At 66.0% G+C, this 20,960-nt stretch carries 25 protein-coding genes; 10 read left to right on the top strand and 15 right to left on the bottom strand.

Annotated elements, in window-relative coordinates; genetic code table 11:
• Window positions 1–5: 5 nt before the first annotated feature.
• The 8 genes from WFL22_RS00865 to WFL22_RS00830 form a co-directional block, all read right to left on the bottom strand.
• Window positions 6–227 (bottom strand): hypothetical protein, encoded by a 222-nt coding sequence (locus WFL22_RS00865; RefSeq protein WP_336651583.1) that lies wholly within the window; start codon window positions 225–227, stop codon window positions 6–8.
• Entirely contained in the window at window positions 224–3,940 is a 3,717-nt protein-coding gene (locus WFL22_RS00860) for an AAA family ATPase (protein ID WP_442918955.1), read from the bottom strand. The genes WFL22_RS00865 and WFL22_RS00860 overlap by 4 nt, the downstream gene beginning before the upstream one ends.
• A gap of 266 nt (window positions 3,941–4,206) precedes the next feature.
• Window positions 4,207–5,568 carry a uracil-xanthine permease family protein gene (locus tag WFL22_RS00855; RefSeq protein WP_336651585.1) on the bottom strand — a complete coding sequence of 454 codons (1,362 nt, stop codon included), beginning with the start codon at window positions 5,566–5,568 and terminating at the stop codon, window positions 4,207–4,209.
• 77 nt (window positions 5,569–5,645) lie between these two features.
• Entirely contained in the window at window positions 5,646–6,005 is a 360-nt protein-coding gene (locus WFL22_RS00850) for a cupin domain-containing protein (protein ID WP_336651586.1), read from the bottom strand.
• Complete coding sequence (locus tag WFL22_RS00845; protein WP_336991106.1) at window positions 6,002–7,420, bottom strand: NAD(P)/FAD-dependent oxidoreductase; 1,419 nt, start codon at window positions 7,418–7,420, stop codon at window positions 6,002–6,004. The genes WFL22_RS00850 and WFL22_RS00845 overlap by 4 nt, the downstream gene beginning before the upstream one ends.
• A 103-nt stretch (window positions 7,421–7,523) precedes the next feature.
• Window positions 7,524–7,733, bottom strand: a complete 210-nt coding sequence (locus WFL22_RS00840; protein WP_336651588.1) for an HPP family protein — start codon at window positions 7,731–7,733, stop codon at window positions 7,524–7,526.
• A 9-nt stretch (window positions 7,734–7,742) separates the two neighbouring features.
• Window positions 7,743–8,477, bottom strand: a complete 735-nt coding sequence (locus WFL22_RS00835; protein ID WP_336991105.1) for a CYTH domain-containing protein — start codon at window positions 8,475–8,477, stop codon at window positions 7,743–7,745.
• A gap of 43 nt (window positions 8,478–8,520) precedes the next feature.
• Window positions 8,521–9,393 carry an EamA family transporter gene (locus WFL22_RS00830; RefSeq protein ID WP_336651590.1) on the bottom strand — a complete coding sequence of 291 codons (873 nt, stop codon included), beginning with the start codon at window positions 9,391–9,393 and terminating at the stop codon, window positions 8,521–8,523.
• Window positions 9,394–9,426: 33 nt separating this feature from the next.
• Here WFL22_RS00830 and WFL22_RS00825 point away from each other — a divergent pair, with 33 nt between their 5' ends.
• Window positions 9,427–9,975 (top strand): hypothetical protein, encoded by a 549-nt coding sequence (locus tag WFL22_RS00825; RefSeq protein ID WP_336991103.1) that lies wholly within the window; start codon window positions 9,427–9,429, stop codon window positions 9,973–9,975.
• Window positions 9,976–9,989: 14 nt separating this feature from the next.
• A complete protein-coding gene (locus tag WFL22_RS00820) occupies window positions 9,990–10,877 on the top strand; it encodes an EamA family transporter (RefSeq protein ID WP_336991101.1) in 888 nt (295 codons plus the stop codon).
• 1 nt (window position 10,878) lies between these two features.
• Here WFL22_RS00820 and WFL22_RS00815 read toward each other — a convergent pair whose 3' ends face one another.
• The 6 genes from WFL22_RS00815 to WFL22_RS00790 all read right to left on the bottom strand — a co-directional run bounded on the left by WFL22_RS00815 (window position 10,879) and on the right by WFL22_RS00790 (window position 15,496).
• Window positions 10,879–11,694, bottom strand: coding sequence for a phosphatase PAP2 family protein (locus WFL22_RS00815; RefSeq protein ID WP_336991099.1), 816 nt, complete (start codon window positions 11,692–11,694; stop codon window positions 10,879–10,881).
• Window positions 11,695–11,854: 160 nt separating this feature from the next.
• Window positions 11,855–12,400, bottom strand: a complete 546-nt coding sequence (locus WFL22_RS00810) for a dihydrofolate reductase family protein (RefSeq protein WP_336991097.1) — start codon at window positions 12,398–12,400, stop codon at window positions 11,855–11,857.
• 87 nt (window positions 12,401–12,487) lie between these two features.
• Window positions 12,488–13,708: a tyrosine-type recombinase/integrase gene (locus WFL22_RS00805; RefSeq protein ID WP_336991095.1), complete on the bottom strand. Its 1,221-nt coding sequence runs from the start codon at window positions 13,706–13,708 to the stop codon at window positions 12,488–12,490.
• Between the two features lie 142 nt (window positions 13,709–13,850).
• The gene (locus WFL22_RS00800; protein ID WP_336991093.1) at window positions 13,851–14,525 is read right to left on the bottom strand and encodes an SHOCT domain-containing protein; all 675 of its coding nucleotides are present in this window, start codon (window positions 14,523–14,525) and stop codon (window positions 13,851–13,853) included.
• A gap of 18 nt (window positions 14,526–14,543) precedes the next feature.
• A complete protein-coding gene (locus tag WFL22_RS00795; RefSeq protein ID WP_336653041.1) occupies window positions 14,544–14,942 on the bottom strand; it encodes a hypothetical protein in 399 nt (132 codons plus the stop codon).
• A gap of 11 nt (window positions 14,943–14,953) precedes the next feature.
• Window positions 14,954–15,496 (bottom strand): hypothetical protein, encoded by a 543-nt coding sequence (locus tag WFL22_RS00790; protein WP_336991092.1) that lies wholly within the window; start codon window positions 15,494–15,496, stop codon window positions 14,954–14,956.
• An 88-nt stretch (window positions 15,497–15,584) separates the two neighbouring features.
• Here WFL22_RS00790 and WFL22_RS00785 point away from each other — a divergent pair, with 88 nt between their 5' ends.
• Window positions 15,585–15,866 carry a helix-turn-helix domain-containing protein gene (locus tag WFL22_RS00785; protein WP_336991091.1) on the top strand — a complete coding sequence of 94 codons (282 nt, stop codon included), beginning with the start codon at window positions 15,585–15,587 and terminating at the stop codon, window positions 15,864–15,866.
• A gap of 5 nt (window positions 15,867–15,871) precedes the next feature.
• Here WFL22_RS00785 and WFL22_RS00780 read toward each other — a convergent pair whose 3' ends face one another.
• Window positions 15,872–16,432 carry a hypothetical protein gene (locus tag WFL22_RS00780; protein WP_336991089.1) on the bottom strand — a complete coding sequence of 187 codons (561 nt, stop codon included), beginning with the start codon at window positions 16,430–16,432 and terminating at the stop codon, window positions 15,872–15,874.
• Window positions 16,433–16,630: 198 nt separating this feature from the next.
• On the opposite strand from WFL22_RS00780, the gene WFL22_RS00775 reads away from it, so the two are divergent.
• The 7 genes from WFL22_RS00775 to bet all read left to right on the top strand — a co-directional run bounded on the left by WFL22_RS00775 (window position 16,631) and on the right by bet (window position 20,960).
• A complete protein-coding gene (locus WFL22_RS00775; RefSeq protein ID WP_336991087.1) occupies window positions 16,631–17,416 on the top strand; it encodes a phage antirepressor in 786 nt (261 codons plus the stop codon).
• Complete coding sequence (locus WFL22_RS00770; protein WP_336991085.1) at window positions 17,413–17,655, top strand: hypothetical protein; 243 nt, start codon at window positions 17,413–17,415, stop codon at window positions 17,653–17,655. The genes WFL22_RS00775 and WFL22_RS00770 overlap by 4 nt, the downstream gene beginning before the upstream one ends.
• 83 nt (window positions 17,656–17,738) lie before the next feature.
• Complete coding sequence (locus WFL22_RS00765) at window positions 17,739–18,065, top strand: hypothetical protein (protein WP_336991083.1); 327 nt, start codon at window positions 17,739–17,741, stop codon at window positions 18,063–18,065.
• 208 nt (window positions 18,066–18,273) lie between these two features.
• Complete coding sequence (locus tag WFL22_RS00760) at window positions 18,274–18,654, top strand: RusA family crossover junction endodeoxyribonuclease (RefSeq protein ID WP_336991081.1); 381 nt, start codon at window positions 18,274–18,276, stop codon at window positions 18,652–18,654.
• Window positions 18,655–18,685: 31 nt separating this feature from the next.
• Complete coding sequence (locus WFL22_RS00755; protein WP_336991079.1) at window positions 18,686–19,021, top strand: hypothetical protein; 336 nt, start codon at window positions 18,686–18,688, stop codon at window positions 19,019–19,021.
• Window positions 19,018–20,052 (top strand): YqaJ viral recombinase family protein, encoded by a 1,035-nt coding sequence (locus WFL22_RS00750; RefSeq protein WP_336991078.1) that lies wholly within the window; start codon window positions 19,018–19,020, stop codon window positions 20,050–20,052. The genes WFL22_RS00755 and WFL22_RS00750 overlap by 4 nt, the downstream gene beginning before the upstream one ends.
• Entirely contained in the window at window positions 20,052–20,960 is a 909-nt protein-coding gene (gene bet, locus WFL22_RS00745; RefSeq protein WP_336991076.1) for a phage recombination protein Bet, read from the top strand. The genes WFL22_RS00750 and bet overlap by 1 nt, the downstream gene beginning before the upstream one ends.

Below are 20,960 nucleotides of genomic sequence, written 5' to 3'. Positions count from 1 at the left end.
TCCCATCAGCCCCAGTGGGGCGGGCGATCACCGAGCAGCCTGGCGTCGTTCTCATGCTCTGAACGCCGTTCGGCAGGCGGATCATAGGGTGCGGGATCGCTGCCCTCCGGCGCGGGGAGCGTCGCGCGGCGGCGACGCCTCACCACGCGCTCACCAGCAGCGTCGCGAGGAACGCCCCCGTCAGTGTCGCCTGTTGCGGCGTCGCCGGGGTCGATTTTGTCGCTCACGCCGACTCGGCCTCGCCCGTGTCGAAGCCGACGATGCGGGCGATCCGCGACGCCACCTCGTCGGGGTCGGCGAACAGGTCGAAGCTGTGCACGCGATGGTAGTGCCACCCGAGACGACGCAGCACCGCAGGCCGCAGGCGCAGCGTGTCGCGCAGGCTATCGCCGCCATCGATGCCGCCGAGGTCGAGATCGATCGCGATGGCACGGTCGCCGATGGAGGCCGCCAGCGGAATCACACCGCGGTAGTCGATCGCCACTGAGAAGCCCATCGCTTCGAGCCTGTCGGCCAGTTCGCCCATCATCGGGTCGCGTTCGGCTGGCAGGGCGGGTGCCTCGGGCTCGGGATGCTCAAATGCGAGCAGCTCGGCGAGTTCGACGACGCCGTGCTTAATGCGGTTGGTGTCGAGGTGTTCGGGCTTGAAGCAGCTCACGATCGTCATGGCGCGACGCGCGCGGGTCATCGCGACGGCGAGCAGGCGTTCGCCGCCAGGGCGCCCCAGACCGCCGAAGTTCGACAGCACGCGCCCGTGCGGGGTGCGGCCGTAGCCGATCGAGAAGATGACGCGGTCGCGGCTCTGCGCCGTGGCCTGCTCGAGCGTGAGTACGGCGAAGGGCTCCGCCCGCTCCCCCAGCAGGAACTCGCGATACTGCGGGAACTTCGAGAAGGCCTGCAGCACCGCCTGGTACACGCGCACGGCATGGCGCTCGCTCGCGGTGATCACCATCAGCGACTCACGGGGGCGCTCGCTTGCGTGTTCGAGCACGAGCTGCACCACCCGATCAACCTCGGCATCGGTGCTCTCGACCGCTCCGGTCTGCTGATCGGGCAGCCCCTGACCGCCTGGCACGAACTCGTAGGTGAGGCTCGAATGGCCCAGGAAGCTGCCCGCCCAGGGCAGCGTCTGGATCGCGCCGTCGTAGAAGCGACTGTTGACGAGGTTTGTGAGGTCTTCACCGCCGGCGCGGTAGCTGCGGGTGAGGGTGAGCGTCGGCAACACCGTGCCGAGCTGCGCGAAGGCGGAGCTGCGGTGCAGCGCATCGACATCGACGGACTCGTCATCGCTGTCGCCGGACGCCCCGCCGACAGGGATCTCGAAGGGTGACGGGGTCTGCGTCATGGTGTCGCCGAAGGCGACCACCTGATCGGCGCGGCGGATCGCCCCGAGGTTCTCGACAAGCGTCGTTGCCCCGGCATCGACGAGCAGTGCGGTGTCGAACCGCATCGTGTCGGGCAGCTGCGCCACCTCGTAGGGCGACATCACCCAGACCGGTGCGAGCACGCTGAGCAAATTCGGGGATCGCTGCGCGAGTGCCGCGGGCGACACGTATCCACTGCGCAGGGCTTCGCGCAGCGCCAGCGCTTCTTGCTTATGGTCGAGCACGGCGACACGCCAGGCGTCGGCGAGCGAGCCCGCGAGCAGCGAACCGTTCGCGCCGGCGTGCGCGTCGTCGACGAGCCTGAAATCGGCTTCCAGTCGCTCGATCACGCTCGTGTTCGCGCTGAGCAGTGCCTGGTTGGTCTGCAGCATGCGCTCGAGCACGGACTGCCACCACGCTAGTTCGAGCTCTGCCGCAACGTCTTCTGCCGGCACGTGGCGGGCCGAGAGATCGTCGAGCAGCGGCTCGAGGTGAGCGGCGCGCATGCGCTCCACGATGGTGGTGCGCTCCTGAATGTTCTGCAGCACCTCAGACTCGCGGGCGAGATCGGAGATGCGGTGAGCCAGGCGACCGAGCGTCATGTTCTTCAGGCGATCCGCATCGCCCGCCGTGCCGAGCACCCGGTCGAGCTCGTCAAGATCCTGGTACGCCGACTGGAACGCGACCACCACATCGGCGATGCCGAGCGGCACCTCGGGCCGGGCACCCACCACAGTGGTGTAACGCTGCCAGAGCACGCGCTGCTGCTGGATCTGCACCAGGCGCGAGTACATGTCGGTGATGTGCACGCCAGGGCGCACGTACTCGCGGGCGAGCTTGCGCAGGCGCCGCTTGTTGGCCGCCGACATCTCATCGCCGCCCCGCGGCGCGTGCGCCGCGATGACCTCGGTCAGTGAGCGGTCGTAAACCTGCGGGGTGAATCGATCAAGCGTATCGCGGATGCCCATGAGCAACCGCAGGTACACACCCAGCTCAGCGACGGTGTCGTAGGGCCGCATGGAGGTCTGGCCGATCACCTCGTTCGCCATCGAGATGAGGCGGGGCAGCTGCGACTCGGCGAGGTCGACGGCGAGACCGTACGCGGTGCGCGCCTCCTCCGTCGTGGTGAAGCTCACGCCGTACCACGGCGAATCCTCAGGACCGTATTGGAACTGCCCGAGCCGGGCCACTTCGGTAAGGGCCTCCGCAACCGATGAACGGTCGAGGGTGAGCTGGCCAAGAGCCTGATCATCGAGGCGCACCGTGGTGCTCGGGGGTCGCTCTCCGAGCGCGAGCACGGTGAGACGGCGCAGCGCATCGAGCGGTGAGACACCGTAGCGCTGATCGGGGGTCGAGAGCGCTCGCTGGTAGTCGAGCAGCACGCCGCGCAGGCGGGTGAGCGCCTCATCGACGTCGCGCAGCTGCTCACCGCGCGCGTTCTCGTTGCGACTGATGGCTTCGACGAGGTTGCGGCGCAGGCGGCGCGGCGTCACCGCGAGCCCGGCGAGACCGGCACGGGTGAGACGGTGAGTGATGCCGTCGAGCGCGGCGCGACGCGGCGACACCACGAGTACGCGCTTACCTGCCCGCACGAGATTGCCGATTGCGTTCACCACGGTCTGGGTGCCGCCGGTGCCCGGCAGAGTGTGCACCACGAGCGAGTGGCCGGCGTCGATCTGCGCGAGCACATCGTCTTGCTCGACGTCGGCGTCGTAGAGGTTGCGGTCGGTGTCCGGGGCACGCTCGTCAGGCGGCGTGGGGCTGACGGGTCGGTAGGCCTCTGCGAGGCGACGGGCGGCGGGCTCGCTGCCGCAGATCGCTGCGAGGATCGGCGAGTCGAGATCTTTCGCGTCGGCAACCATGCGCTGCGACACGTTGTGGAACGACGACACTACGAGCCGCGGCTGCACCACGAAGCCGGGCACCCCGGCCGCCATCTGGCGCAGCCTGTCAATGACGGGCTGCGGTTTAAAGACGCCCTCAGACTGAGAGAGCTCGATCAGCGCGCGGGCGTCGACGACGATCCCGAACTGCTCGCGCAGCGCACGAATCAGCTCAGAGTTGACGACGGGGTACTGCTTGAGCTTGAGCTCGAAGTCGCGACCGTAGCGGCGGATCGCGAGCGGGCGCAGCAAGATCGGGGCGCAGAACTCCTCGCCTTCGAAACTCCACTTGGCGATGCCCACGCCAAGGTTGACGGTTTCGAGGCCGCGCACCGTGCGCATCTCGATGGCTTTGTCGGTGACGCGGCCGGCCGCTGCGCGTGCGTGGCGCAGCGCGAGATCGTCGCGGATCAGAGCCGACAGCAGAATCTTGTTGCCGGTGATGAATTGCGGCAGACCGCCGGGGTGCGTCGTCGAAAGCTCGATGCGGTTGGCGGGTCTGTCGTCGAAGTGGAGCAGTGGATTGCGCCCCCCGATGCGGGAGAGCTCTTCGCGCCACTCTGCGTGCTCATCGGCGTAGGCATCGACGAGTGAAACGGGGCCGGTCAGGCGGGCCGTGAGATCGTCGTCGGGAGCTGCGGAATCAGGTGCGGGATCGGGCGCTTTCGCGAGGGAACCCTCGTTCTGAGGCAGCGCGACCTCAGTGACCGCCTCATCCGGCGCTCCCTTGCTGCGACCATTGGCACCGTTCTGCCGTCGCCGATCTACACTCCACACACGGCCACCCTAAGCGGCCATGCCGAAAATCGCCGCAACCCAGGCGGTGTTTCGCCGCGACTCAGCGCGTTCTCACGGAGTACACCGATGTTTCGGACCGCTGTGCGGGGTGCGGATCCGAAACATCGGTGTGCTCCGAGCCTGCGGCACGGCCCGACAGTCGGCGGGCCGAGCAGACAGTGCTAGTGCTTGGCTGGAGCGCGGCTCGCGCCGGTCTCGGCAGTCACCACCGGATCCGCCACCTGCACTTCACCGCCGCGCAGCTTCGACAGCCCACTCATGAGGTGGTAAACGGCGATCGCAGCGATGGTGCCGAGAGCGATACCGTTAAACATCACCGAGCCGAGCTGCAGCGTGAAATCTGCGATGCCGACAATGAGCGCCACAGCCGCGGTGAACTGGTTGATGGGCTTGCCGAAGTCGACCTTGTTGTCGATCCAGATCTTCACACCGATCAGGCCGATAAGGCCGTAGAGCGCGACGGTAACGCCCGCGAGCACACCCGCGGGGATCGTGTTGATGAGGGCGCCGATCTTCGGCGAGAAGCTGAGCAGCACTGCGATGATGCCGGCCACCCAATAGGCAGCGGTCGAGTAGACGCGCGTGGCAGCCATGACGCCGATGTTCTCGCCGTAGGTGGTGGTGCCCGATCCGCCGCCGAAGCCGGCGAGCACCGTGGAGATGCCGTCAGCGAGCAGAGCGCGGCCCGTTACCGGGTCGAGGTCGCGACCGATCATGAGGCCGACGCTCTTCACGTGGCCCACGTTCTCAGCGATGAGCACGAGCACGACAGGCAGGAACGCGGGCAAGAGACCCCAGAGCGTCGGATCGGCGAAGGGGTTGCCGACAGCGTGGAAGGCGGGCAGACCGATCCACGCCGCGTCATTGACCGATGCAAAGTCAACCTCGCCCATCGCTACTGCCGCGATGTACCCGACGGCCACACCGAGCACAATCGAGAGGCGGCCGATGAGGCCGCGGAACAGCACCGTGATGAGCAGCATCGCCACGAGGGTGATGAGCGCCACCCAGCCGGAAAGCTCGGTCGCGTTCCAGTTGTTCTTCACTGCAGGGCCGAGGTTGAAGCCGATAAGCGCAACAATCGCACCCATCACCACGGGCGGCATGAGGGCGTTGATCCACCCGGTGCCCCACTTCGCGACGATGATGCCGACGATCGCCATCAGCACGCCGATGGCGAGGATACCGAAGGAGGCGCGCGCAAGCCCCTCAGCGCTGTCGCTACCACCGGCGCTGGCCGCCATGATGGGCGCGATGAACGCGAAGGAGGAACCGAGGTAGCTCGGCAGGCGGTTGCCGGTGAGGAGCAGGAAGAGCAGCGTGCCGAGGCCCGAGAAGAACAGGGTCGCGGTCGGGCTGAAGCCCGTGATGAGCGGCACCAGGAACGTGGCGCCGAACATCGCGACGACGTGCTGAGCGCCGAAGCCGATCGTACGGGGCCAGGTCATGCGCTCCTCGGGCAGCACGATCGCATCGGGAGAGACGTGCTTGCCGTCTCGGTGCAGCTTCCAGGGCAGCGCCATTGGTGGCTCCTTCAGGTTCGGGATCGGCGCGCTCGCGCCAACGCATTATCCTAATGCGCTGAGTGCCACCTGCGCGCCTACTCGGCCGAGATGTAGACCTTGCGGATGTGATCTTCGACGGTCCACCGGGTGCGGGAACCGGCGAGGAGACGCATCACGTCACCAGCACCCACCTCAACGGTGCGATCCTCATCGAGGAACTCGATCAGCGCACTCCCCGAGAGCACGACGAACAGCTCGTCGACCTCGGTGTCCGTGACCACTCCCCCGCGCAGCTCCCAAATGCCCGCTTCTGCACCGCCGATGCTGCCGAGCTCGGCGACGCCCTGCTGCGGTGAGCCCGAGACGACGTCTTCGGCGGGCACGTCTTCGAGGTCGACACCGAGGGTGCGCCCGTTTACGGCCAGATTCATGTCGTTGGGCAGCAGCTCGCTCATGAGTCGAACCCCAGTCCCAGCGCGTCGAGCGTTTTCAGCAGCAGATTGCGCTTGCCGTCGTTGTGGTCGGCTCGGTCGAGCGCCCAGCGAGTGAGGTTGATGCCGATCGACGCCGCGGGCTCAGGCGGGAAGGGCAGCGGCACCTGCTTCACCATTTCGAGCTCGGTGCGCTCGGTGACGCGGCCCTCGAAACGGTCGAGGAGCACATCGGCGGCGAAGTGCGTAGCCCCCACGCCCAATCCTGTGAAGCCCGCGACGTACTGCACACGACCGCCGTGGGCCTGCCCGAAGAACGCGCAGAAGCGGGTCGAGGTGTCGATGACGCCGGCCCAGCGGTGGGTGAACTTGACGCCAGCGAGCTGGGGGAAGGTGGTGAAGAAGTGGCTGGCGAGCTTGCGGTGGCTCTCCATGCGGTCTTCGTGCTCTCGCTTGATGCGACCGCCCGCGAAGTAGACCGCGTCGTAACCGCCCCAGAGAATGCGGTTGTCCTTGGTGAGTCGGGAGTAGTGGAACTGGTTCGCCATGTCGGCGAGGCCTTCGCGACCCTCCCACCCGATCGAGGCCAGCTGCTCGTCGGTGAGCGGTTCGGTCATGAGCACGTAGTCGTATACGGGCACGGTGTGGAAACGGTAGCGCTTCAGCAGCGACGGGAAGACGTTGGTGCAGAGGGCAACCCGCTCTGCGGTCACGGTGCCGGATTCGGTGGTGAGGCGGATCGGCGCATCAGCCGAGCCGTCGAGGCGTGTGACCGGGGTCTGCTCGTAGATCTCGACGCCGATGGAGGCGGCGTGACGCGCGAGCTCTGCTGCCAGCTTGGCGGGATGCAGGTTCGCGTTCTCACGGGGCGCGAACTCGCCGCCAAGGAAGGTGGGCGAGGCAATGCGCTGCTGCACCTGCTCACGGTCGAGGGTGACCACGTGCGGATCGTCGCTCTCGCCGAGCCATTCGGCCTGGTAGGGCTCGTTCGCGACGGAGAGCTGACCGGTGCGCTCGAAGTCGACGTCGAGACCGTGCTCGTCGATGAAGCGCTCGATCGCATCGAGATTCTCGTAGCCGAGGCGGCGCAGCGTGCCGGTCTCGTTGGGCCAGCGCGACTCGGCGTTGGGTTCGCCGTGCGTGATGCTCGCCTCGCAGAAGCCGCCGTTGCGGCCGCTCGCGGCCCAACCGACCTGCATCGCTTCGAGCAGCACAACGCGACGCTCGGGGTGTTCGTTCTTCAGCTTGATGGCCGTCCAAAGGCCCGCGTAGCCGCCGCCGACGACTGCGTCGTCGCCGCGCTGATCGCCGTCGAGCGCTGGGTAGCGTGCGGCGTCGGCGACGTCTTCGGTCCAGAAGACTCCGAGCTTCGTATCGGCCAGCGAGTCGTCGATGATCTTCGCGGCGGGGCGGTTGGTTTCGAAAATGGTGGGTTGCATGGGATCCTCGTCCTCGATTTCCTCACTGATCCTCGCACACTACGAGCCGAATGTAAATGGGAATGTCAATGGCATTTACATTCCCGGGCGAGTGGGCGCCCGGCTACTCGGTAGGCGGCTTCATGATGGCACCCGTCGCAAGCCCCATGGCGAGGCCAGCAGGCAGCCACAGCCAGAATTGTGTGAGTGCCGCAATCACCACACCTACCACGGCGCCGATCACCAGCGCCACGATGAACTGCTTGCGACGCGCCCGCTGCGAGGCCTCATCCTGCTCATCGCGCTGCTTCCGAGATTTCGATCCGCTGCTCATAGCACCAGCCTACGGCGTCTCTTCCTGAGCAGCCCGGCGATCCGAGGCATCAAGCTGTTCGAGAGCGGCGATCTCCGTATCCTCTGCCCCAGCGGCCCGAGCCACTGCGATCAGTTGCCCCGTCGCCCGAGCAATCTTCGCAAAGCTCAGCGACGGCGTCGCGCCGGCCGCGAGCAGCACCGGCTCCACACGATCAAGCACCGCCGCACCGGCATCACTCGAACCGGCGGCGGGCAGCAGCTCAGCCTCCCATTCCCGCCAGACACGACGCACACCAGTGACCCCCTCGCGGGCGCGCACCCTGTCATCCGCGATTTCCACAAGTTCCCGCCCCGCCGCATCGCACAGCACCATGGTCGTGCGCTCGGTCTCTAGCTCAGCGATCGGCAGTAGGCGATCGAACGAGACGCCGATCCGCCCCTCAATCTCCTCCCGCAGCGCCTGCGGCATCTCGGCACTGTACGGCCACAACAACTCGCGAGTGCCCTGCACAGTGCGCTGCTTCAGATGCCAGCCGTCGTCCTTGCCGCCCTGCCGCACCCGCACCGCGAAGCCGCCACGGGCCACGTCACCGTTCGAAGTATCGAAATAGCGCGCAGAGAGGCGCTGCACGTCTGGCTCCCGCGCCACGAAACCCGCTGCCGCAAACGCATCCGCACCGGGCAGTCGCAACCCAATCGCAGCCTCGTACTTGCGCTCAACCTCAAGCGATTCAGCCCCCTGGGCCGCAGTTTGATCAGTCACACCGCCAGCATAGGGCTCTTCAAGAGGGCAACGGCGGCACCAGCTACGGCGAGCGTCGCTCCCCCGCCAACCACACAATGCCGGCACCGGCCACAACCACCAGCACCACACCCACAACCGCAACCGGAGTCAGCAACTGGCCCAAGAACACGGCCCCGATCACAGTACCCACCACCGGATCGAACGCGAAAAACACACCCAGCACCCGCGCAGAAGTGAGCCGACCAGCCATCGTGTCAACCGTAAAGGCAAGTGCCGTACCCAGCAGCGCCGAGGAAAGCAACGGCACTACATGCTGCGGCTGCAGCAGCGGCACCACCGGCACCGAGAACGGCAGCATGAGCACCGCAGCAACCACCACAGCAAGCGCCACACTCGGCAGCCCACCCTCGGACTGGCCGACGCGCGCCGCAAGCAGCGTGTACAGACCGAACGACGCGCCCGCAAGGGCCGCGAACACTAGACCCATCGGCTCGAAAGGCCCGCCGAAGCCCGCGATCAGACCGACTCCGATCAGGGCGGCGACCGCGAGCAGTCCCTCCCGGGGCCGCCTCGACGCCGCCAGGGCGACGAGGCACGGCCCGAGAAAGTCGATCGTCGTGGCGACCCCGAGCGGCAGGCTGCCGAGCGCGAGGTAGAGGAACGCATTCATCGCCGCCATAGCAACGCCGTAGAGCACAATGGCAAGCCACTCGCGGCCACTGCGCCCACGCAAGCTCGGTCGAAACACCGCCAGCAATACCAGCGCCGCAATCGACATACGCACCGAACTCGTGCCCAGCACGCCCAGCTCGTCGAACAGGCCGATCGCGATCGCAGCCGAGCCCTGCACGCCAATCGCCCCGACGAGCACCAGCAGCATGGCGCGGATCGTGGCACGGCGGGCGGCGCTCTGCGCAGCTGATGAGACGGTCACCGGCCACAGTCTAACGGCGGCTACACTGGCCGCATGACGGCTGAGATCTCCGACGCCGCAGCACGAGCTGCGCAAGCGTGCGCGGAGACCGCCGCGGCGCTGAGATCGGCCGGAGTGGCACCCGAAGCCCTCGCGGAGTATGTGCCGCCGCGGCGCGTACTGCTGTGGACACGACCAGCCACCATGCAGGCGCTCGGCGAAGTCTGGCGCCTCGGCGCGCTGCTGCTCGGCGACGACGGGCAGCTCTTCGCGGCGGGCCGGGCAACCCGCGCCGCCGAACGGGGCAGACCCGGCTACCAGTCAGTGTCTCGCGAAGAACGCCGCGAGATCGCAGCCGCAGCCCTGCGCGGCGGCTATCCGGCGGGAACACCTGTCAACTTCGATGCGGCCGCGATCCGCCTCGACCCAGCCTCACTGGCGGCCTCACTCACCGCGACATCCGAGAGCCCCGACAGCCCCGTCGGTTTTGCCGAGGGTGAGGTGCGTGTGCGGTGGCGCGCAGGCGCACCGCTCACCGGCGCGCCCACGCTCGCGTCGTTCCTCGCCGAGCGCGCGAGCCTGCTCATCGAGCCACCGCTGTAGACGCCGACCCATTCATGTCAGCTTCGTTCTCCCCCGCAACACCCACGCCCCGCACTGGTATTCCGCCGTGGACGATGGCCATCGCCGCGATGCTGCTCATCCAAGTCTCGAACGCGCTCTCCGTCGGGGTGATCGAGCAGGCCGGTGCCGCGGGCACCGCCTGGCTGCGCATGTGTTTCGGCGCGGTCTTCCTCTGGATCATCGTGCGGCCCTCGCTGCGGTCGATCAAGCTCCGGGATCTCCCAGCACTGCTCGCCCTCGGCGCGGTCACCGGATTCATGACCACGTTCTTCCTCGCCGCGGTCGAGCGCATTCCGCTCGGCACCGCCGTCGCGATCGAGTTCCTCGGGCCGCTTGCGGTGGCCGGCATCGCGAGCCGGCGGCGGAGCGGGCTGGTCTGGCCGGGGCTTGCCCTGGTGGGCGTGGTGCTGATGACCGAGCCCTGGCACGGGCGCGTCGAACTGCTGGGCGTCGGCTTCGCACTGCTCGCGGGCGTGTGCTGGGGGCTCTACAACGTGCTCACACAGGTCATCGGCGACCGCTTCTCAGGCATCATCGGCCTGTCCATCACCATCCCCATCGCGGCAGTGTTCACCACGGCGTTCGGGCTGCCGCAGGTGATCGAAGGCGCACCCGACTGGCGAGTGGTGGGGCTCGCCGCACTCATCGCGCTCATCACACCCGTCATCTCATTCGGCCTGGAAATGCTCGCGCTCCGACGGATGACCCACACCGCACTCGGAACACTGCTCTCGATCGAACCCGCATTCGGCGTCCTGATCGGGCTCATCGTGCTCAGCCAGACCCCCACGCCCATGCAGTTCGCCGGAGTCGTGCTCGTGGTGCTCGCAGGAGCGGCAGCACAGCGCGATGGCAGGCGCCCCGATCCACTCACATCCTGAGCTATGCGACCTCTAGCTTTCGCCAACTCGCCCAATAGACCAGGCCGGCGAGCACCGAGCACGCCATAGCCAGCGAGTGCGCGGCAAGGTACAAGTTCCATTCAATAACCGGATCTTGCAGCGTATACGCCAAAGATCCAACTACGAGCAGCACGCCGAGCGCGAGCAGCACCGCCGCACCGAAGGCCATCAGCACCACATACACAACCCGCAGTTTCGGCGCACGATCAACGCGCGAGATTCTGCCGGCACGGTGCAAGATAAGGGCGGCGATCGCCCCCATCATCAGGGCCACCATGTCACCGCCCAGGGTGTCAGAGAAACGGTGCCACTTCGCCGTGACAGTGTAGGCACCGATGCCGATCGCCCACGTCATCACCACGAACATCGCCAAGCCACGATAACGGAACGGCACCACGAGGAGCACCGCAACCAACGCAGTCATCGCAATCGTAGTGTGACCGCTGGGGAACGAGTTCTGCACGAAGTCGCCGGTCACCGGGACCAGCTCCGGGCGGGGCAGAATGAACCGCTTGAGCGACTGGGTGACGACTTGGCCGCCCACGATCGTGCCCACTGCCACGGCGGCAAGCAGGTACTTTTTTCGCAGCACTCCGATGAGTCCGATGAGCACCGTGCCCACGGCAAGGCTCCAGACGGTGATCTGGCCCAGACTCTTCCAGGCCTGATCCGAGTCAGGGTCTGACACCTGATCCGCACCCCTGAGCGCTGCGTTCTCAAGCGATTGGCCGCCCGCCGTCTGCACCGCAAGCACGTAGGTGATCACCAGCACCACAGTGGCGCACGTCAGAAGCACCCACCATCTCCGCGCCAAGCCAGGTATCACGACACGGGCGCCGGAATCACGAGCACCAGCGCTGACAACGATCTGCTTCTCCCCCAAGCTCACAGTGCAACCGTACACCCCGTTGTGCATACAGCCCAGCTGCGCGGCTGCGAGGGCTACGGGATGGCGTTCAAGCGGCCTCCGGCCGTTCGGCAGTGGGCCGCACCCGGTAGCGGGCGCAGACGAAGTCGCGGTTGCGCACGGTGTCGATGAGTTCGAGATCGAGGCGGCGAGGCAGCAGCGGACGCCCCTCGCCGAGCATCACCGGCGCGAACTGCACCCAGAATTCGTCGAGCAGCCCCGCCTCTGCAAACTGACCGGCGAGGTCTCCGCCACCCACCACCCAGACGTCGCGCTCCCCGGCCGACGCGGTGATCGCCTCGTGCAGATCCTGCACCTTGCCCTGCGCGAAGCGCACATCGGCGCCTTCCGGAACGGGCAGCTCACGATGGGTGAGCACCCACGTCGGCTGCGTGTAGCCCCAGGTCTGCTCGTTGCGCAGCAGCCACTCGTAAGTGGAGGCACCCATGACGAGCGCCCCGACCCCCTCAATGAAGGCGGGATACGCCATCGGCCCTTCAAGATCGAAATCGTGCGCGAACAGCCACTCGAGCGAGTGATCAAGGGTCGCGATAAAACCGTCGAGGGTCGACGCTCTGTAAAAGTGCGTGGCCATGCCCCCACCATAACCGTCGCGTTGACCGTCGGTGGGCCCAGAGCGACAGCGGAGCGGCAAAGTGCCCTGGAGAGGAATCGAATAGCATCAGGCCCCAGTCGCCGCCTCAAGCTCCGCATGAATCTGCGGAACTTGAGGGGCGTCGAGGGACCTCAGGGGGCGTTGTGGGTGGTCAAGTGTGGGCAAAATGTGGGCACGCCGGGCGTCATCCATCGCCGCACCAACCGCATCGAGATCGTCCTCGAAGAGGTCAGCGTAGACGTCGAGCGTCATCGCCGCAGACGCATGCCCAAGCATCCGCTGCACCGCCTTCACGTTCGCTCCAGCCTGGATAGCCAGCGACGCAGCCGTGTGGCGAAGGTCATGCGGCGTGATGACCGGGAAAGTACTGTCGATCGCTCGGCATCGCTTCACGGCGCCGGAGAACCAGTTACGGCCCGCCGCCGGCGCCGACTGATGCGTCACTCCGTCGCCGATGACGAGCGCGTCGGGCCCGCGTCCTTCGACTTGTTCGAGCAGGTCAGCGAGGAGGAAGGCTGGGACAGGCACAGTCCGGGCGCGGTGCGTCTTTGGTGTGCCAGGGATGATCTTCCCTGCCACGGTTACGGCGTTGCGAGAGACGCGCAGCCGCTTCCGCATCTGGTCGATGTCGGAGACGTGCAGTGCGGTCGCTTCTCCCCATCGAAGACCGGTGTAAGCGAGCAGGTTGACCAGCAACGAGTGCTCTTTGGCTTCGCGGGCGAGGTGGGCGACCTGCGCGTGTGTGAGGTAGGCGTGGCGTCGGCCTACCTTACGTGGCAGCTTCACTCCTCGGGCAGGGTTCGACGCTATGAGGCGGTCGCGTGCTGCCGCATCGAGCACCGCGGAGAGCACGCTATGGGCGCGGTGCACTGTCGTAGCACTCTTCGGCTTCCGCACCCACTCCCTTTCCTCGGGTCCAGGGATGCCCGCGGTGAGTTCCGACACCCACGCCTGGATCTCGGAGTAGTTGATCGATGCGACTTGACGGTCACCCCATTGGGGTTCAACGTGTGTGCGCCACGACCCCGCGAACGCCGCCTTAGAGGACGGCTTGAGGTGCGTCTGCGCGGCGAGCCAAGCCGCACCGATCACTCGAACCGTGGTGCGTCCGGCCTGCGGGTCGATGTATTCGCCAGTCGCTTTCGAGATCGTCGTCGACGCGAGGAAGAGCTCAGCCTCACGCTTCGTCCTGAAACCCCTCTTGTCGGTCTGCGCACCATCCGGCTTTCGATACCGCACCCGGTAGCGCTTCCCTGCTGCAGTCTCGTACGGCTTGATCGTGGCCATCAGTTCACCGCGATTCGGGCGCGCTCGACTATCGTTATCTCCATCGGTTCACCTTCCTGGTGGATCGTGTCTATGGCCCTCGTGGCGCGATTCTTGCTTGCCGGCGGAACGCGCTGCGGGGGTCTTTTGTGTCGGCAAACTTCTACATGCGAGAGAGAATCTCGGCCTTCTTCATCGCGAACTCCTCGTCTGTGAGCACGCCGGCGTCGCGCAACCCTGCGAGCTGCTGCAGCTGAGCTGCATAGTCGGGCGCCGTGGAGGGTGCCGATGCAGCGGTTTGCTGAGCGACCGTTACATTGACCTGAGTGGCCGACCCCGTCTTGCGAGCTTGGATCGCGTTGAGGATGGCCTGACGGAAGTCAGCAGCTTCATCGCGACTCACGCGGAATCCGATCGTGTTGACCGCCCCGCCGGATGCAGTCTGGACTTCTACGAGATGGTAGAGCATCCCATCTTTGCGGTTTGACACGTTGGTCACGTGCTCCAGAAGCAGCATGTCGTATGCGTCCTTGCCACCTTTCACACCAGTCGCGAGCATCGAGAGCCCTCCGGTCATGACACCGGCGGTGATCTTCGCTCCCGATACACCGCGCTTCCGCTCCCACTCAATGCGATCCGGCCAAAGCCGCACCATCGCGTTCTTACCATCAATATGACTCACGGCCTGGTAGAGAGGCTGGGTGCCTGCTGGAGCGACAATCGCAGGCTCCTCATCCCGCGATTCGGCAGCGACATCGGCGCGGGTCAAGGAGACGGCCTGTTTGGCCTCTGACATCGCCTGCGCGGCGGTGTCCTTCATCTTGTCGAAGAGTCCCATTCTCGATTTCCTTTCGTCTTAGGCGGCCCGCGTGAGGAGCTGGCTGCCGTGGTGCTTCCGCCACTCAAAAATGATGTTGGTGGTGAGGTCCATGTCGAGCGCAATCGCCGCCGGGTGCGGATTGATTCGCTCTGAACGCGCGTACTCGTCGACGTTGACGAGGAACCGCGTCGCCCACCTCCATGCTTGCGCTTCGGTTGTGGGGTCGGTGCAACCATGCCCGTAGATGCTGTGCCCGAGTTCGTGGCCGCAAGTCTCGAGATACTGCGGGAGGACCAAGGCCTTATCGACGATGATTAGGTTCAGGTCCGGAAGGCTGGCTCCGCGCAATGGCGGCTCGAGCGGTGCACGGTGAATGGTGATGCCGCGTCGAGCAGCTTCGGCATGGAGGCGCCGCGCGATCGGATGTTGGTCCATGTCTCTCCGTTCTATGGATGCGGGTCAGCTTCGGCTTCTTCGTCTCGGCCGTCCCGCTCATCCGCCGCGAATCGGTGGGTCTTGAGGAGTTCGGCCGCTTCGTCGGCGGTGAGGTCTTCGCCGAGCGCGCTGTCAAGGCCAACAGCCTGGCGTCGGGCCTTGAGATCGTGCACGGTGGCATCCTGCCTGGATCCACTGACATTCCCAGCGCGCTCCACGGCTTCGGTGACTGGCACATCCCAGTTCAGTGATGACGGGGTGACCTCGAGGCGCCGCCCAACCTCGACCACGAGTTGCTCGTCAGTGGCAGCAGCGAGCGCGCGCTCAATTCCCTCGATTCCAGCGTCGGCCTCACTGAGATGACCCAAGGCAATGAGGTCGGCGAGCACCGAGCGCCCATACGCCCGGGACACGTCGCGCACCGTTTCAAAAGTGAGTTGATTGTCGTTGACCTGGCGGATCAGCTTGGCGGAGGTGATGTTCGCCTTGCGCGCTGCCCCTCGGAGGGAGTCAGTTCCTCGAACATCGTCGATCCACTGCATCGCTTCATTCATGACTCAAGAATAAGACACATGCGTATCGCGCGCAAGCCATTTGCGTTGCTGGCTTGACGAAACGAGTTGCCAGAGTGATGATTGGATCATGAACGCAGCAAATGACATGGATGTAAGTCAGCCGACTCGGATCTTTCGCCCCGGCCTTCTCGACCGCATCAAAACCAACAACGGCATCCAGTCCGACGAAGCCCTTGCCCGCATCATGGGCATTAGCAGGGCAACCCTGCAGCGCTACAAGGGCGGCGACGAGCCCTCACTCCGCGCTATTGCGAACCTCGCCGACGCATTCGGGCTCGCGCTCGGCGAGATCGTCGTGAAGCCGGTACCGGCCGAGCCCTCCGAGCAGCGTGAGGCAGTGGGAGCGTGAGGCACCTACAAGCCGATCAGGCCCCCAACCAAGGTGAGCGCGGCCGTGCCGAACCCGGAGATTGCACCCCAAAGAGCACCATGCCTCCGAGCCGCATTCGCAAGGTCGTGCTGCTGACGCGCCGTCGCTTCTTCATCGATCGAGTAGGGCTCCACAAGTGGGCGCGACGCCCGACGATCGCGATACTTCATCGGCTCCGTATGGCGCATCAGCTCACTGGTAGCGGAGTTCAGGAGATCAAGGGAAGTCGCGCGAATCACGGTGCTCGCTTTCTGTCCATCGGTTCGCTGCCGGAGCTGGTAATCGACGATGCGCTGGCCTTCTGGTGTGAGTCCGTCGCCGCTGCGGGTGCGCATAGCAATTGTCCGGCGAAACACGAGTGGTCGCTTCGCGATCGTCGGGGCGAGCTTCGCAACGTCATCGACGCCCTTGGCGAAGTCGGGCGTTCCTTTGGTGTCGTTCTCGATCCAGACGCCCTCGGAAACGATTCCGATCTTGTTGATGAAGGCTTCGAGAGTGTCTGCGTCGGTGAAGTAGCGCGGTTTACGGAGAACGCGCTCATGCATCCGATTGATCGCGATTCGGTCGGTCCACTCTGGGTGCTCGAGTCGCGCGATTGCCCCCCGTCAGGCCTCTGTTGACCCGCGCGAGGGACCTGATGGTAAAGGCCTGCATTCTTCTCGCCACATCGACTCCCATGGTCCATACGAAGATGCCCCGCCGTTGCAGCGGCGGGGCGAGAACACCGGAAAGTAGGAAACCGCATGTCCAGTCAGATCGTACCGTTCGATTTCGGCGAGCACCACGTGCGCGTCGTGCTCATCGACGGCGAGCCCTGGTTCGTGCTCGCTGACCTTTGCCGAGTGCTCAGCATCGGCAACCCCTCTGAAGTCACCCGCCGCATCCGCGAGTCGCTCGGCGATGATGCCCTCAGCCTGACTGAGGTCATCGACTCGCTGGGTCGGAAGCAGTCAGCGACCACAGTGTCCGAGGCCGGCATGTACGAAGTCGTGATCCGTTCCGATAAGCCCGAGGCCGTGGCATTCCGGCGCTGGATCACGTCGGAGGTGCTCCCCCAGATCCGCCGCACCGGATCCTACAGTGTGCAGGCGGCGCTCTCGGAGGATGAGATCGTGCACCAGGCGCTCGCGATCACCGCGCGCCGTGTCGAGCAGCTTGAGGCGAAGATCACTGCGGACGCACCCAAGGTGCACTTCGCGGAGGCCGTGGCCGCATCCCCGTCGACGATCCTGGTGGGTGATCTCGCGAAGATCCTCCGAGCGAACGGAGCCGCGTTCGGCGCGAACCGCCTGTTCGAGAAGCTCCGCGCCGATGGGTATCTGATTCGGCGGCGTGGCTCGGACTGGAACATGCCCACGCAGAAATCGATGGAGCTGGGCCTGTTCGAGATCAAGGAATCGACCCGGCAGCATCCCGACGGTCATGTGCTGCTCACGAAGACCCCGAAGGTCACCGGGAAGGGGCAGCAGTACTTCATCGAGAAGTACGCAGCGCTGGATCAGCTCGATCTGGGTGGGGCCGCAGCATGAGTGCCGTCGTTTCGGCTCTGCGCACAGGTAGGTCGACGCCCAAGCGCGAGCCGGTCTGGCTCTCGCCCGAGATGGTCTGTGAGCGAGTCCCGGGCCTCACGGTAGAGATCCTTTCGGATCGGCGGAAGAAGGGCCTCCGCCCTGACTGGAGGAAGCCGTCGCAGAAGACGGTGATTTACGAGCAGTCGGAGATCGACGACTGGGTCGAATCGACTCGTCACGTCGGCCGAGCTTCCTAAGACAGCTCTTCTCCCAGTCCAAATTTTGCGCCCTCTCTGGGGAGGGCCAGCTACAGCATTGCCAATTTCGGAAGGAAACCATCATGGAAGCATTCGCCCTCGCCGCGTCGGTCGCGGTGGTGATCGTGTCGGGTACGTACCTCGTGCTCACGCTCCGGGCCGAGGCTCGGCGCCGGAAGCGTGAGCGTGCGCTCGCGGAGATGCTCGATCTCGCGAACGAGGCGCTCGAAGCCGATATCGCCCGTGTGAAGCGAGGCACCACTGTCGCGTCCGGCGTGATGGAGGTCGACCCGTCCTCCCCGCTCGGGCGAGAGCTGCTCGAGCAGATCCGCATGGGCTGTCAGTGCCCGAACTGTGAAGAGACGCGGCGCATCGCGCACGCTGAGCAGCAGAAGCGGGGCGAGCAGTGAATGCGCTCCCCAAAACGAAGGTGCTCCCCGTCGCTCCTGTTGTGGCGGGTCCTGTGCGGGCTCGCGATCACGTCGCTGCTCGCCACGGTAGCCGGCCTGATCCCGCCCGGGTGGGTGGCGGTCGCCGCGGTGCCGGTGTGGGTCGTCGCGGGCTGCGTGCTCGTGGCTGGGTGGCACGACTCGCAGAGCGCATGCCGAGGGCGACCCGATGACGTGGCAGCCGAGGTTCGCGTTCCGGGCCGGTGGCGAGCCGCTGCCGAAGGAGCGGCCGAGGGCGACGAAGACCGGCAGGTCGTTCACGCCGAAACGCACCCGGGATGCGGAGAAGCGAGTCCTTACAGCGTTCCGGGCGGCCTACCCGGACGCTGAACCTCTCACCGGCCGACTGCTGGTCGAGGCGAGGTTCTACCGGGCGACGCGGCGCGGCGTGGATGCCGACAACCTCGCGAAGCTCGCGATGGACGCGCTCAACGGAGTCGCGTTCGTCGACGACGAGCAAATCGAAAAGTTCATCGTCGAGCGCCACTACGGCGCTGGCGACCGGGCCCGCACTGAGGTGCGGATCTACGAGAAAGACTCCCCCGCCTGACCGGGCTGGGGCCAACGGAAGGAAACCCATCATGGTACTCAAGTACACGTCGAAGCGTCCCGACGAGGAGCTCGACGGCATCCAGAGCCTCGAAGACCACTTCAAGGGGCACCAGCCCGGTGATGTGGTCGCGGTCGTGGTCGTCAGCGGTCACAGCATCGTCGAGAGTCTGGCCGACGGCGCTCGGACGGCGACGGTGCGGATCAAGCAGATCGAGCCGGTTACGGGTGCGGATGCGCAGACGGTGCGCACGCTCCTCGCTGAGCGGTACGAGCAGCGCACGGGGAACGCTCCCCTGCCGCTCGAAGACATCGAGGAGGGTGCTGACGAGCTGCCCTCGATCCCGTGGGGCGGTGAGGAACAGTGAGCCTCACGTTTACGGATCTCGACCCGGTGCCCGCGCTGCTCGACTTGGAGTCGCGTGCCGGCGCTTCGGACCAGGACCGGGAGGCCTGGCTCGCCGAGCGGCGTCAGGGAGTAACCGCGACTGAACTCGCGAAGATCATGGCCGCGAGCAACCGCGATGTCGCGATCCAGGATCTCGTGAAGCAGAAGCGCGAGGGCGACAACTTCCACGGCAACGCATTCACCGAGTGGGGCAAGGTGCGGGAGCCAGTCATCGCGGCCGACCTCGCAGGCTTTGGGGTGGCCCCTGAGTCCCGGGTCTTCCATGCCGCGGGCAACTCCCGCCACCTCGCCTCCCCCGACGGCATCTCGGTCGACTTCGACGGGAACATCGTGCTCGACGAGATCAAGACCTGGGGGTCACCTAAGCCCAGGGGGTCGGCTGCGCTCGCTGCCTCCGGGTACGAGTGGCAGATGATGTGGTGCTGCTACGTCACCGGTGCGATCGGGTGCTGGCTGAACGGCGAAGTGCGCCTTGGCGGGCCAGGCGAGTTCTATCCCGGGAAGCGCACCCGTGAGTGGTTCCCGCGGGATGACGAGATGATCGCCCAGCTCGTGGAGGTCGCCGACTTGGTGCTCGCCGCCATGGACTACGACGAGGCACCCGAGATCGACGAGGAGCAGGACACCAACGCTCTGAACTATCTCCGTGGTCTGGCCGCGGAGAAGGAGGGCAAGGCGCTCAAGGAGGCCTCGTACAAGGCGGCGATCGAGCGAGGCATCTCGCAGGAGTCTCCGCTTGCTCGGGTGACGATCACGCCGGGCACCCCGGATGAGGAGTTCGACGACGAGGTGGTCGACCTTGAAGCGGCGGAGGCGGCGTATCCGAAGGAAGCGCAGCAGCTCGCCCGGGCGAAGGCCCGCGTGACGAAGCTGCAGGCCGCGTTCGACGAGCTGGCGAACCAGCACACGAAGACGGTGCGGGCCGTGAAGAAGGGCAAGCCGGCGCGGGCAACGATCACCGCCGGCAAGCAGACGAAGGAGGCGAAGTGATGGGCACTGAGCTCATGGAGAAGCTGCCGCAGGACGCCAACATTCAGGCGTGGTCGGCCTCGCAGTATGCGCTCATGCAGCAGCTCGGTCTCGTGGATCGCAGCAACTGGAAGGGGAAGCAGCCCGACGCGCCGCTCGGCGTGATCGAGGCGTTCCTGATGCAGTGCCAGCGCACCCAGCTCGACCCCGCTGCCCGGCAGATCTACGCAGCGGAGATGGGTGGGAAGTGGACGGTGCTGATCTCGATCGACGGGTTCCGCCTGATCGCTGATCGCACCGGACTGTACCGGGGCAAGAAGCCGACGGAGTGGTGCGGCGACGACGGCATCTGGCGGGACGTGTGGCTGTCCAGCGAACCTCCGGCCGCGGCGCGTGTCGCGGTAATGCGAGAGGGTTTCTCAGAGCCGCTCGTGGCGGTTGCCACCTACGCTGGCTACTGCCCTCGTGACCGGAAGACCGGTGACCTCAAACCTTCTGGGCAGTGGATCAACAACCCGTCGAACCAGCTCGCAAAGTGCGCGGAGATGCTGGCGCTCCGGCAGGCTTTCCCGAACGAGCTCTCGGGCCTGTACGGAACGGAAGAGATGCAGCAGGCGGGCACTGCGAAGCCCGTGCAGCGCGCGCCGCAGCCTGCACCCCAGGCCGCTCCGTCTCCCGCCGCGGAGGAGGAGCCCGTGGAAGCCGAGGTCGTCGACGATGCACCGTCGTTCGAGCCGGCGGCGTGGGTGGAGCGCGTGCAGCAGTGCCTCGCGACCGAGGAAGCGACTATCGCGGTCGACATGCTGCGCACGCTCTACGGGGAGGCGAAGGAGGCGGGCCTGCTGCGCCAGGTGCTCGTCGAGGACATGACCGTCGACCAGGTGCTGCGCGGAGCGAAGGCCGAGATCCTCGCCAGGGGTGAGGCGTGA

Source organism: Leucobacter sp. VD1, from assembly GCF_037150695.1.
In the GTDB taxonomy this organism is placed as follows: Bacteria; Actinomycetota; Actinomycetes; order Actinomycetales; family Microbacteriaceae; genus Leucobacter.
The sequence above is the reverse complement of the archived record's forward strand: the minus strand, read 5'-3'. Positions and strand labels throughout refer to the sequence as shown.

Excerpts from the sequence above, each read along its gene's own strand:
- WFL22_RS00855 (WP_336651585.1), bottom strand. The coding sequence starts at position 5,568 with ATGGCGCTGCCCTGGAAGCTGCACCGAGACGGCAAGCACGTCTCTCCC.
- WFL22_RS00850 (WP_336651586.1), bottom strand. The coding sequence starts at position 6,005 with ATGAGCGAGCTGCTGCCCAACGACATGAATCTGGCCGTAAACGGGCGC.
- WFL22_RS00845 (WP_336991106.1), bottom strand. The coding sequence starts at position 7,420 with ATGCAACCCACCATTTTCGAAACCAACCGCCCCGCCGCGAAGATCATC.
- WFL22_RS00840 (WP_336651588.1), bottom strand. The coding sequence starts at position 7,733 with ATGAGCAGCGGATCGAAATCTCGGAAGCAGCGCGATGAGCAGGATGAG.
- WFL22_RS00825 (WP_336991103.1), top strand. The coding sequence starts at position 9,427 with ATGACGGCTGAGATCTCCGACGCCGCAGCACGAGCTGCGCAAGCGTGC.
- WFL22_RS00820 (WP_336991101.1), top strand. The coding sequence starts at position 9,990 with ATGTCAGCTTCGTTCTCCCCCGCAACACCCACGCCCCGCACTGGTATT.
- WFL22_RS00810 (WP_336991097.1), bottom strand. The coding sequence starts at position 12,400 with ATGGCCACGCACTTTTACAGAGCGTCGACCCTCGACGGTTTTATCGCG.
- WFL22_RS00805 (WP_336991095.1), bottom strand. The coding sequence starts at position 13,708 with ATGGCCACGATCAAGCCGTACGAGACTGCAGCAGGGAAGCGCTACCGG.
- WFL22_RS00800 (WP_336991093.1), bottom strand. The coding sequence starts at position 14,525 with ATGGGACTCTTCGACAAGATGAAGGACACCGCCGCGCAGGCGATGTCA.
- WFL22_RS00795 (WP_336653041.1), bottom strand. The coding sequence starts at position 14,942 with ATGGACCAACATCCGATCGCGCGGCGCCTCCATGCCGAAGCTGCTCGA.
- WFL22_RS00790 (WP_336991092.1), bottom strand. The coding sequence starts at position 15,496 with ATGAATGAAGCGATGCAGTGGATCGACGATGTTCGAGGAACTGACTCC.
- WFL22_RS00785 (WP_336991091.1), top strand. The coding sequence starts at position 15,585 with ATGAACGCAGCAAATGACATGGATGTAAGTCAGCCGACTCGGATCTTT.
- WFL22_RS00780 (WP_336991089.1), bottom strand. The coding sequence starts at position 16,432 with ATGCATGAGCGCGTTCTCCGTAAACCGCGCTACTTCACCGACGCAGAC.
- WFL22_RS00775 (WP_336991087.1), top strand. The coding sequence starts at position 16,631 with ATGTCCAGTCAGATCGTACCGTTCGATTTCGGCGAGCACCACGTGCGC.
- WFL22_RS00770 (WP_336991085.1), top strand. The coding sequence starts at position 17,413 with ATGAGTGCCGTCGTTTCGGCTCTGCGCACAGGTAGGTCGACGCCCAAG.
- WFL22_RS00765 (WP_336991083.1), top strand. The coding sequence starts at position 17,739 with ATGGAAGCATTCGCCCTCGCCGCGTCGGTCGCGGTGGTGATCGTGTCG.
- WFL22_RS00760 (WP_336991081.1), top strand. The coding sequence starts at position 18,274 with ATGACGTGGCAGCCGAGGTTCGCGTTCCGGGCCGGTGGCGAGCCGCTG.
- WFL22_RS00755 (WP_336991079.1), top strand. The coding sequence starts at position 18,686 with ATGGTACTCAAGTACACGTCGAAGCGTCCCGACGAGGAGCTCGACGGC.
- bet (WP_336991076.1), top strand. The coding sequence starts at position 20,052 with ATGGGCACTGAGCTCATGGAGAAGCTGCCGCAGGACGCCAACATTCAG.